The sequence below is a fragment of the Desmonostoc vinosum genome (assembly GCF_059505385.1).
Map to the genome: position 1 here is coordinate 1 of NZ_JCACKM010000213.1, position 9,353 is coordinate 9,353.

Consider the following 9,353-nt stretch of genomic DNA (forward strand, 5'->3'; position numbering starts at 1 on the left):
TTAGGCAGAGACTTGAGTCTCTGACGGTTCAAGTATTTTTGCAAGAAGTCTACTAATCAAAGGTGATTAATAAATGATATTTTTTGCCATCTACCATTAGGATTAAATTTATTTGACCAAACCTACGTTACTATTTTTAGCGCTCTCTATTCTTTAATTTGGTGCGAATTTTCCAGCTTGTCTAAATTTACCCAACGATTAACAAATTCGTTATCGTTTTTGCGTACTTTGATTTGCAGTTTCTTGGAGCCTATTTTGACCACTTCGGCAGGAATTCTTTGAATATCGTTAGAATCTGCACGAGCTTTATAAAGCCAGACGACTTTTTGACCTACTGCGTAGCTAGGATGACTAATGGAAGAAAGTGGTTGATCATCTGCCAAAGAGGGCTGGATAATTACTAAGTTAAACAAAAGGACTAAAGCAACCACGACTATTCTGAAAACTTTCATAATGCTCTTATTTTTGCCAATGCTCTAATTAAGAAAATAACATTTTCAGCATGATTCAATTATTTGGTTAAAGCAAATGCTTTTTGTTTTCAAAATACTCAAAAGATAGTTTTGATGAGAGAATTTAAATTTCAGGCGATCGCAATCATCAAAACGCTGCCTTAACCTACTCTACACGACTACGCACCAGTTTCTCAGTAACTTTGTGATTGTCACCAATCGGTTGGGTAAAGTCGAAGGGTTTGTTTGCAGAGTTCATCTTGGGGAATTGATCACTGTTTATTTGAAAATTGAGTCCTGGCATCAGGCTAACTTTTGTTTGTTTAATTGCTTTAGATGCAGGTACTAAACTTACTCTTAACTCATTCAAAGTCTGCTGCTGTTGTTTGATAATTAGGGTTAGTTCTTCTAGCTGCTTGGAGTGCAAATCATCTAATTTTTCATGCAACAGTTCAATATGTTGCCCAGATTCTAAGTTGACTTTATGGTTCTTTTCAGCTTTTTTGCGGTCAATTTCAGACTGACGGTTTTGACTCATCAACACAACTGGTGCTGTGTAGGCTGAAGCAAATGAAAACACCAAATTTAGCATCATGAATGGTGACTCGTCCCAATGGGGAACTCCAGGCATTACATTTAAGCCAACCCACCCAGCTAATACGGCACTTTGACCAATCAAAAATCCCCAAGAACCTACTTGTGATGCTAGTTTATCCGCAAGACGCTGACCACGAGTTATTTTTTCAGTAGTGTTGTCTGCATCTAATTTTTGAACTATGTTTGCATTGACATCGCTTGGTGATACTCTGTTTACTGGATTCATATTGCACCTCTGGCGTTACTTCAATTTGTCTTTGACCTCATGACTTTTAATTTACGCTCATTAAAAGATAGAATCAAATATTCTTTTTTGTCTAAATGATAAATAAAAGTGATGGGTGCATATAGTTAAAGCTGGCTTGATTCATGAAATTATTTGCTGAGGTGGGGAGTGGAGAGGTTGTTCTAATAGGAAGAAAAAAGTAATGGATGTGATTAACTTCAAAGCATTTTCTGTAGCTTCTGCTAGTGCAGCAATGATTGTGTTAGGTGTCAGTGAAACGCTAATTGCTGCAACTTTTAATCCGTCTCCAATATTTAAAGATGTGGCTAGCTATCAAACTACAATCTCCGCTAGTAAGCATTCAGCAGACATTTACTATCCCAACCCCAAAGACTTGAAAACTAGCAAATATTCGTTTCCTGTAGTGTTGTTGTTGCAAGGCGCACTTGTGGATAAAGCGAATTATTCAGATTTTGCCAGCATAGTAGCTCGCTATGGATTTATAGTGGTTGTACCGAATAGCGATCGCTACGTTCCACGTTTGGGTAAAAAAGCACTTTTACCTCAAACTTCCGAAATTAATGCCGTTTTACAACAAATGGTGAAAGAAAATTTCAAATCTAGTTCACCTGTGACAGGTAAAGTCAACACACGAAAACTAGCTTTGCTTGGACACTCTTTCGGCGGTGCTGTAGGATTATCTGCAATTGGCAACCTCTGCGTCAAGTCTCTTTCTCTATGTGAAAGTGACTTCAAACGTCCCAAGGAACTTGTAGCTGGAGCATTTTTTGGAGCAAATCTCCGCGATAGTAAAGACAAGTTTATCACCATCAACAATTCTGGAATTCCCATTGCCCTATTACAAGGAACTTTAGATAATAGGGCACTTCCTTATAGGGCTGAAGGAACCTACAAAAATATTCAAAGTCCCCCCAAAGCGTTGATTAGTATTTCTGGTGTAAATCATTTTGGTATAACCAATACCAATAGTCCTGTAGGAGCAATACCAGACCCTACTAACTCTACCCTGAATCAAGATGTGGCAGTAGAAACTATTGCTCGTTGGAGTGGTCTTTTTTTGCGTGCTAGTGTTCTTGGCGACAAAGGTGCTTTTGATTACGTATATTACACAGGCGATGATCTTGATCCAAATGTGGTTGTCACCAACCCAGTTAACGTAACTCGTAAGTAGCAGGGGATTGGGAATGGGGCTTAATCTTCCCCAGTCCCCAATCCCCAATCCCCAGTCCCCAATCAGCACTCATTAAATGCCACGCGAAAGCCACATATTCTCAACCCCCCATCTGACTCATTCCAGCTACGGCTGGCGCTGCGACAAAGTTCGGCGCTGAAACTCCAAGAACCACCCCGTAGCACTCGACGGTTAAAGTCGCCACCCAACTGCCAAACTTTACCGTCAGTTGGTGCGCCATTATAGTTGTTATGCCATGGGTCAGCACACCATTCCCAAACTTGCCCGTGCATATCATATAATCCAAAAGCGTTCGCTACTTGAAAACTGCCCACGTCTGTTGTCTCTCTGCGATATCTCCCTTTGGATTCGACAGTTTCATCACTGCTACAGTTCACTAATTCAGAGGTAATCGTTTCACCAAAATGGAAAGATGTGGTAGTGCCAGCACGACAAGCATATTCCCATTCTGCTTCGCTGGGTAAACGATAGTCGCGTCCAGTTTTTTGCGACAGCCTCAGACAAAATTCCACCGCTTCATGCCAAGATACACTTTCTACTGGTCGATTTAGACCTCTGTATTTGGAAGGATTAGGATTTAAATTCTGTTTAACTTTGGGTAGTGCTGCTATAACTCTCCACTGTGCTTGGGTGATGGGGTATTTACTCATGAAAAAAGGTTCAACTGTAATTTGATGCTGAGGACGTTCATCGGCATCACCTTCAGACTCTGGTGAACCCATGATGTATGTGCCACCAGGAATCGATATCATTGCTAGGGCGACATTTTTACTCAATTCTTCAGCAAAAAACTTCGCATTGTGGCGATCGCGATTAACTTCTCTACCAGCTGTGTCTACTGTTACTATATCAAACTCAAAGTTTTCTAAGGGCGGTAGTGGGATTATGATTTTTTCTGGTGGAGGTAGTGATGTCGGTTGGGCAACAGTCGGAATTTTGAGAGTAACAGGTGCGATCGTAGATGTTGTAGACTGCAAATCATCGAGAACTGCTGCCGCTGTTTGATATCTGTCATTTGGTAAATGTTTCAGTAATTTATCTAAAATTTTATTTAAATCGTCACTAATTGTAATACCTTTTTCTTGTAATCGTTCGTGCCATAACCATTTAGCATTCATCGCATCATAAAGAGAATCATTAATTTGTCCATAGGCATCTTGTAAGGGCAAACATTGAGTTAAAAGACGTACACAAGTTACACCCAAAGCATATAAATCGCTCGCGTGACAAGCAAATCCAGCCATTTGTTCTGTCGGTGCATAACCGACGGTATAAATTACCGTCGCTTGTCTCGCTATACTAGTTTGTGTTACCTGTTTAGCACCACCAAAATCAATTAATACCGGCTTACCATCACTTTCCCGACGAATAATATTATCTGGTTTAATATCTCGATGAATAACATTACAAGAATGAATAAATTCCAGAACTGGTAATAGATCACTTAGAAGTTCTCGGACTTGTTTTTCGTCATATACATGTTGCCGAATTTCTTGTAAAAGAGTTTGTCCTTGAATAAACTCTTGTACTAAGTATAAGCTAGAACCTTGTTCAAAATAAGCTAGTAATCTAGGAATTTGAGTGTGGTTTTCTCCTAATTCATACAACCGGAAAGCCTCTTCTTTGAAAAATTGTGCCGCTTTAGTACGTTGTCCTGTTCCTTGAATTTGTGGAAAAAATTGCTTGATGACACAAGGGGCATCCAATCTGTCTGCATCTTCGGTTTCGTAAGTTCTACTGAACCCACCTTCACCTAATAGTTTCAATACACGGTAGCGATTCCTGAGAAGCTTGCCAAAGTTGCTTTGTCCGCAACTTATGCAAAATCTATTGCTTTCAGGATTAAATGGATTTGAGCAATTGGGATTTTGGCAGATTTGCATAATGAAGAGGAAATAGCATCTTGTCCAAAGCTAGCCCCAAAATTATCTAATTGAAAATAGCTATGTAGAGAAGCGAACACGGATGTTTATTTAAAGCAGCATCACAGAGAATAGGGTTGAAAGTCTTTTGTGATATGACTTTGTTCGGAAAATTTGTACCCTATTTATCTGCGCTCTACTTTATGTGTTTAAAACTTCTCCACACATCAGGATAAAAATGAAGAGATTCTATTGATTTACTTATCTGTGTTGGGACGTTTTAAATATGAGTAGATATAAATGCACGCATAGTTATTCTATAAAAAATCATATGCGAAACTTTAAAGTTCGTCAATATATTCAAGTCTATGAAATTTGTAACAATTGGCTCAGTTTTTCTAATTTACCAATAAGTTCCAAATCTAATTTTGAACGTAATTATTATTACCAATTATCTGTATCATCGAAGAAGGGAACAGGGAAAAGAATATGTTTTGTTTCTTGTTCTCTAAAATACTAATGTTCCCTTTTGAATTCAGTTTTTCTTTTCTCCAGAAGCACGAATTAGTTCGGCGATTAAAGCAGCGATCGCAGATACTAAAATCAACATTACACTGAGAGCGTTAATATCAGGCTTGACTCCTGTTCTAATTCGACTAAAAATTTCCATCGGCAGGGTGTTATAACCACTACCAGCAGTAAAACTAGAAACCAGAAAATCATCGAAGCTCAGAACAAAAGCTAACAGATAACCTGCTACAATTCCAGGCATTAATTGCGGTAATAATACTTTCATAAAAGCTTGTGTTGGTGTAGCGCCTAAATCTAGTGCTGCTTCTTCTAAGTGGGGATCTAAGTTGGTAAGTCGTGAAGCTACTACAAGTGCCACATAGGCAAGACAAAACACTACATGGGCTGCCACAATTGTCCACAAACTCAATGGGATGGCAAACGTCGCTAGCATCACTAGAGTAGCCACTGCGATCGCAATATCAGGAATAATTAATGGTAGGTAACTAACCCCGCGATACAAACTCTTACCAGGAAATTGATGACGCGCTAACCCCACCGCCATCAAAGTTCCCAACACCGCTGAAATACCCACCGCACAACCAGCAACGATCAAACTGTTCTGTAAAGCCGATAAAATGCGATCGTCATTGAATAACTTGCGATACCATTCAAAGGTGAATCCTTGCCAAGTGGCACTATAGGCTGACTCATTAAAGCTATAGAAAGCAAGTACCAGGATAGGCAGGTACATGAATACAAATATCAACAGTGAGAAAACCGCCTGCCATAAGACACGCGGTTTTTTTAGTGATGGAGATATAGTCACGTTTTTATTTAGTTATTTCATATTAATGCCAATTAATAGCACATTTCGTGTTAATAGTCAATATTAATTTGGGAGTAGAGAGTAGGGAGTGGGGGGAAGAAGTATTTTCATGCCCTCGTTGTGTGAAAAATTACATGCTTGTTCAGCTTGAAAGTAGACTGGATTGCTAGATCCCCAACTTTTTGTAAACACCCGGAGTGTGGCTTCCCAAAGGGTAAAAGCTAGAGATCTGACCACCAAAATCTTTCCCCGCATCCCCGCATCCCCGCATCCCCGCATTCCCCCGTCCCCGCGTCCCCCCATCTCCCCATCCCCGCGTCCCCCCATCCCCGCGTCGATCAAAACGCAAAATATTAAAAACCTACACCTGTCAGCTACTCCCTGCCCATGCAAATAATTTCATAAATCAAGCCAGATTCCCATATGTTTGGTCAAGTGTTGAAATTTGGATAGAAAACCGTACTTAAACCGAAGCTTGTTCCTTGGATAAGTCTCCTAGACTAAAATAAAAGTATAGGCAAAAATTATTAACCTACTGAGTTTCGGCACTCAGTTAAATCTAAAAGACATGGGATTCTTTGATTCAGAGATAGTTCAGCAAGAAGCAAAGCAGTTGTTTGAAGATTATCAAGCGCTGATCAAGCTTGGCAACAATTACGGTAAATTTGACCTTGAAGGTAAAAAGCTGTTCATTGAGCAAATGGAGGCGATGATGGATCGATATCGCATCTTTATGAAGCGTTTCGAGCTGTCAGAGGATTTTATGGCACAAATGACTGTGGAACAACTCAAAACTCAGCTAGGGCAATTTGGTGTGACTCCGCAACAAATGTTTGACCAAATGCATCTCACCCTACAACGGATGAAAACTGAGTTAGAGAGTCAGACATAGGGGTTAGAAAAATAGCGCTCGCATCACAATTGTTGGCGATAAAGCTGTGCTGCTTGCGACATAGTTAATTGTAGTAGTTTTTCGTCTCCTAGCCGCTGTCGAAAGCTAGGTTTAGAAGGTGATGCTTGCAAATTATGAATAATCTCTGCTGCTACAGCTTTTGCTAACAATGGCGGTACCGAATTACCAACCTGCCGAAATCCATGCCATTTGGTTACATGAAATCGAAACCAATCTGGATAAGAATGTAATCGTGCTGCTTCCCTAACTGTAATGCATCTGGGTACGAAGGGATGAATCGGTCTTGGAGAGGTGAAAGAACCTTTATATTGGTCTGTTCCGGCCCTTAAAGTATTACAAACACCTTCAGGATGCAGTTTATGAAAACGGCTAATCTTTTCTCTTTCGCCTTGTTGAGTTTCATGAAAACGCCTAACTGTTTCCTGGGAGTGTTTTGTTCGGAAACTTGAGAAAAGAATCCGCGAATCGTACTCGCGTATCCTAGCATAATCATCTTCCAAGGAACTAATACCACGCAGCACCAGAGCATAGTTACTCGGTTTTCCGTATTCTGCTACAACCCAATCTCTTGTTAATAACTCAGGGTATTTTTCAATTTCAGGTAAATCACCAATTGCATCTAATACTGTAGGACTCACAGGAAGATCAGATAATTGTTTAGAGCTTAAACCATTGGGTTTAGCGCTTTGAGTAATTGGTTGAGGATATTTTGGTAACTCCACATCAACTCTTGCTCCTATGAGAAATAATCTCTCACGAGACTGTGGTACTCCGTAATGAGCAGCGTTTAAAATTTGGTAGTTTTCCTCTACTTGATAACCACAAAGTTTAAATTCGTTAATTAAAGTTTTGAGAATTTGTTTATGTTCACCAACTGTAATCCCCCGCACGTTTTCCATGACGAAAAACTTCGGTTTTAAGTCTAAAACTAACCGATGAAAATGAAATACAAGAGAGTTTCGTGGGTCATGAAAAGCTCGTTTCCCAATTAGTGAAAATCCCTGGCATGGTGAGCCACAAATCACTACATCAATTTCTTGATCGCCAATCTCCGACGAGAAGCGAATTTCTTCCCCTGTTGTCTCTTCAACGCTTTTGCATAAAACAGAACAGAACGGGAAATTAAACTCGTGGGTTGCACAATGGATGGGGTCAATTTCCACAGATGCTAGGACATCAAAACCAGCTTGTTCAAAACCAAGAGTCATACCACCTGCACCGGCAAACAAGTCAACTGCGATCGCTCGTTGTTTTCTCATTCCCCAACCCCATTTGCAAAATTTCTTGAGCCGCGCGATCGCATACTCCCACATCTCCTAAGCAACGCCGCATTTGGGCATAATCTGCTAAAGTTTGCTCTCTAAGGCTGGGATTAACTAACAGTTCCATAGCTGCTTGGGTGATATTCTCTGGTGTAGCTTGCTCTTGTAATAACTCTGGCACAATCGGCTTCATGACTACCAAATTGGGTGGTGAGGCGAAGGGTATTGAACCTTTGAGAATTTTTCGGGCAATCCAAACAGTAATCGGATGCAGGCGATAAACCACAACTTGTGGCACATTTAGTAGTGCCAGTTCTAAGTTGACAGTGCCAGATTTGGTAATTGCAAAATCAGCAGCGGCTAACACTTCCTTTTGTTGAGTTGATACAACTGTAGCCCGTAAACCATAAAGCTCAATTGCCTGCTCAATTGGTTGCCTGTAGACTTCCAAAGACAGAGGAATCCAGTAATGAACCTCTGGTAATTTAGCTTGTATACTTTGGGCAGCTTGAAAAATTATCGGTAAGAGATATTTTAATTCTTGGCGACGAGAGGCAGGCAAAAGAGCGATCGCCATTTGTTCTGCCGTAATCCCCAATTTAGCACGAGCCTCTTGGCGACTAGGAGCGTTTTGCATCAGGTCAAGCAAAGGATGTCCCACCCAAGTAACTTTTGCGCCCTTCGCTTGAAAGTAGCGGGCTTCTTCGGGGAAGATTGCTAGCAGATGATCGCTAAAGCCGACAATCCGGTTAGTATTACGAAGATTCGCTGACCATACCCATTCTTGCGGCGCAATATAATACACCACAGGTACTTGTGGCAAATGCTGGCGTAAATAAGTGCCAATACCGAGATTTGGCCCCATATAGTCGATTAATACAACCAAATCAGGGGGATTTTGTTTTAAACAGGCGATCGCTTGTCGCTGTACCTGAAGCGTTGGTAGCACAAAAGGCAGGCTTTCCAAAATTCCCATTGAGCTAATACCACTGGTATTGCCCACAAGAATTGCACCTGCCTCTGCCATTTTTTCGCCACCCAAGGCTAAAATTTCTAATTCCAATCCAGCAGCAACAGCTTGACGCTTGAGCGCTGCAATCAGCAGCGATCCTTGCAAATCGCCAGATACTTCGCCAGTGCTGATAAATAACCGCATTTAGTAATTGGGGAGTAGGGAGTAGGGAGGAGCCACTGCGTTGCGGGGGTTCCCCCCGTTGTAGCAAGTGGCGTTAGGGAGTGGGGAATGGTGGGCTAGAGCATGAGGGGATAAGAGAGAATAATTAACAAGTTCCGTGGGTTTAAGTCCCCCGGTTCTATAACCGGCAAGTTTTGTGTTGGGGTCAAATCCCCATTACAAAACTTAATTACGAATTACGTTAACGCAGCGGTAGCGAGTCCTCGATAGCGTTAGCGTTAGCGAAGCGGTAGCGAGGACTCGAGCGTCAGCGGTAGCGAGGTACGAGCGTCAGCGTTAGCGACACAGGAGCGT

8 protein-coding genes are annotated in these 9,353 nt (G+C 41.2%); 2 read left to right on the forward strand and 6 right to left on the reverse strand.

Annotated elements, in window-relative coordinates; all coding sequences use genetic code 11:
• Positions 1–146: 146 nt before the first annotated feature.
• Both AC5JMF_RS25460 and AC5JMF_RS25465 read right to left on the reverse strand, forming a co-directional pair.
• On the reverse strand, positions 147–452 hold the full coding sequence (locus AC5JMF_RS25460; RefSeq protein ID WP_495798493.1) for a PHD finger domain-containing protein: 306 nt from the start codon (positions 450–452) through the stop codon (positions 147–149).
• A 166-nt stretch (positions 453–618) separates the two neighbouring features.
• Positions 619–1,275, reverse strand: a complete 657-nt coding sequence (locus AC5JMF_RS25465; protein WP_495798494.1) for a DUF1003 domain-containing protein — start codon at positions 1,273–1,275, stop codon at positions 619–621.
• Positions 1,276–1,477: 202 nt separating this feature from the next.
• Here AC5JMF_RS25465 and AC5JMF_RS25470 point away from each other — a divergent pair, with 202 nt between their 5' ends.
• Positions 1,478–2,467 (forward strand): alpha/beta hydrolase family protein, encoded by a 990-nt coding sequence (locus AC5JMF_RS25470; RefSeq protein WP_495798495.1) that lies wholly within the window; start codon positions 1,478–1,480, stop codon positions 2,465–2,467.
• A gap of 62 nt (positions 2,468–2,529) precedes the next feature.
• On the opposite strand, the gene AC5JMF_RS25475 is transcribed toward AC5JMF_RS25470, so the two are convergent.
• Both AC5JMF_RS25475 and AC5JMF_RS25480 read right to left on the reverse strand, forming a co-directional pair.
• Positions 2,530–4,371, reverse strand: coding sequence for a bifunctional serine/threonine-protein kinase/formylglycine-generating enzyme family protein (locus AC5JMF_RS25475; protein ID WP_495798496.1), 1,842 nt, complete (start codon positions 4,369–4,371; stop codon positions 2,530–2,532).
• A gap of 514 nt (positions 4,372–4,885) precedes the next feature.
• Positions 4,886–5,689 carry an ABC transporter permease gene (locus AC5JMF_RS25480; protein WP_495798497.1) on the reverse strand — a complete coding sequence of 268 codons (804 nt, stop codon included), beginning with the start codon at positions 5,687–5,689 and terminating at the stop codon, positions 4,886–4,888.
• 568 nt (positions 5,690–6,257) lie between these two features.
• Between AC5JMF_RS25480 and AC5JMF_RS25485 the strand changes: the two genes are divergently transcribed.
• Positions 6,258–6,581, forward strand: a complete 324-nt coding sequence (locus tag AC5JMF_RS25485) for a DUF1825 family protein (protein WP_495798498.1) — start codon at positions 6,258–6,260, stop codon at positions 6,579–6,581.
• 23 nt (positions 6,582–6,604) lie between these two features.
• Here the strand turns inward: AC5JMF_RS25485 and AC5JMF_RS25490 are convergent, their stop codons facing one another.
• Positions 6,605–7,861, reverse strand: coding sequence for a DNA cytosine methyltransferase (locus AC5JMF_RS25490; RefSeq protein ID WP_495798499.1), 1,257 nt, complete (start codon positions 7,859–7,861; stop codon positions 6,605–6,607).
• Positions 7,833–9,020: a lipid-A-disaccharide synthase gene (lpxB, locus tag AC5JMF_RS25495; protein WP_495798500.1), complete on the reverse strand. Its 1,188-nt coding sequence runs from the start codon at positions 9,018–9,020 to the stop codon at positions 7,833–7,835. Before lpxB ends, AC5JMF_RS25490 begins: the two co-directional genes overlap by 29 nt.
• Positions 9,021–9,353 lie beyond the last annotated feature (333 nt).

Coding starts and splice junctions, on each gene's coding strand:
- AC5JMF_RS25460 (WP_495798493.1), bottom strand. CDS start 452: ATGAAAGTTTTCAGAATAGTCGTGGTTGCTTTAGTCCTTTTGTTTAAC.
- AC5JMF_RS25465 (WP_495798494.1), bottom strand. CDS start 1,275: ATGAATCCAGTAAACAGAGTATCACCAAGCGATGTCAATGCAAACATA.
- AC5JMF_RS25470 (WP_495798495.1), top strand. CDS start 1,478: ATGGATGTGATTAACTTCAAAGCATTTTCTGTAGCTTCTGCTAGTGCA.
- AC5JMF_RS25475 (WP_495798496.1), bottom strand. CDS start 4,371: ATGCAAATCTGCCAAAATCCCAATTGCTCAAATCCATTTAATCCTGAA.
- AC5JMF_RS25485 (WP_495798498.1), top strand. CDS start 6,258: ATGGGATTCTTTGATTCAGAGATAGTTCAGCAAGAAGCAAAGCAGTTG.
- AC5JMF_RS25490 (WP_495798499.1), bottom strand. CDS start 7,861: ATGAGAAAACAACGAGCGATCGCAGTTGACTTGTTTGCCGGTGCAGGT.
- lpxB (WP_495798500.1), bottom strand. CDS start 9,020: ATGCGGTTATTTATCAGCACTGGCGAAGTATCTGGCGATTTGCAAGGA.